The following is a 989-nucleotide window of genomic DNA, read 5'->3' as shown; positions in this document are numbered from 1 at the left end:
CACCATACTAAGGAGGTGTCCAAATGAGCACAAAGTATAAAATTTCGACTATCGAAGAAACTACAAAAGAAGGTAAATTCTTATTTGAACCATTAGAATATCGCTATGGTACACCATTAGGTAATGCACTTCGTCGTGTATTATTATCTTCAATTCCTGGCGGTGCGATCTTCAGTATTCGTATTGACGGCGTATACCACGAATTTACAGGTATTAAAGGTGTAAAAGAAGATGTTGCTTCAATTATTTTAAACTTGAAACAATTGATTTTAGATATTGATATTCATGATAATGAAGTCTATACACTACGTATTGACCAAGAAGGACCAAAAACAGTCGTTGCTGGAGATATTGAATGTCCAACAGGTGTTACTGTTTTAAACAAAGATTTACCAATTTGTACTTTGTCTGAAGGAGGTTCTATACATATGGAACTTCAGGCTCGTTTAGGCCGTGGATTTGTACGTTCTGATGTAAATAAAAGAATGTATCAAAACGAAGGACAACCTCTTGGTATTATTTATACAGACTCTTTATATTCACCAGTTAAAAACGTTAGCTATGTAGCTAATCCAATTAAAAGTGAAGATGGAAGTATGTATGATTCATTAGAGTTGGAAATTACTACAGATGAAACAATCAAACCTAGCGAAGCATTGGCTGTAGCAGCTAAAATTTTACGTGATCACTTATCAATTTTAGCTTCTGTTGATGAAGCAAGTCTTGAAGTGAAAGAACAAGAAGTTGAAGTTTCAGAAGAACCAGTAGTTCATACAACTCACAAAATGATTGAAGACTTAGAATTATCAGTTCGTTCTTATAATTGTTTAAAACGTGCTGGTATTGCGACTGTTGATGAATTAACTCAGAAAACAGAAGAGGAAATGATTCATGTTCGTAATTTAGGAAAGAAATCATTACAAGAAGTTAAAGACAAAATTAAAGAATTAGGATTGTCTTTTAGACAAAATAACGGATAGGAGGAAATA

1 protein-coding gene is annotated in these 989 nt (G+C 33.3%); it reads left to right on the top strand.

All coding sequences use genetic code 11. The features are described 5' to 3' along the window. The first annotated feature begins 23 nt into the window (after window positions 1–23). Entirely contained in the window at window positions 24–980 is a 957-nt protein-coding gene (locus EUBIFOR_RS04850) for a DNA-directed RNA polymerase subunit alpha (protein WP_003864823.1), read from the top strand. Window positions 981–989: the final 9 nt, after the last annotated feature.

The sequence above is a fragment of the Holdemanella biformis DSM 3989 genome, from assembly GCF_000156655.1.
GTDB lineage: Bacteria > Bacillota_I > Bacilli_A > Erysipelotrichales > Erysipelotrichaceae > Holdemanella > Holdemanella biformis.
Note: the sequence above shows the minus strand (reverse complement) of the source record. Positions and strands in the feature narration are given on the sequence as shown.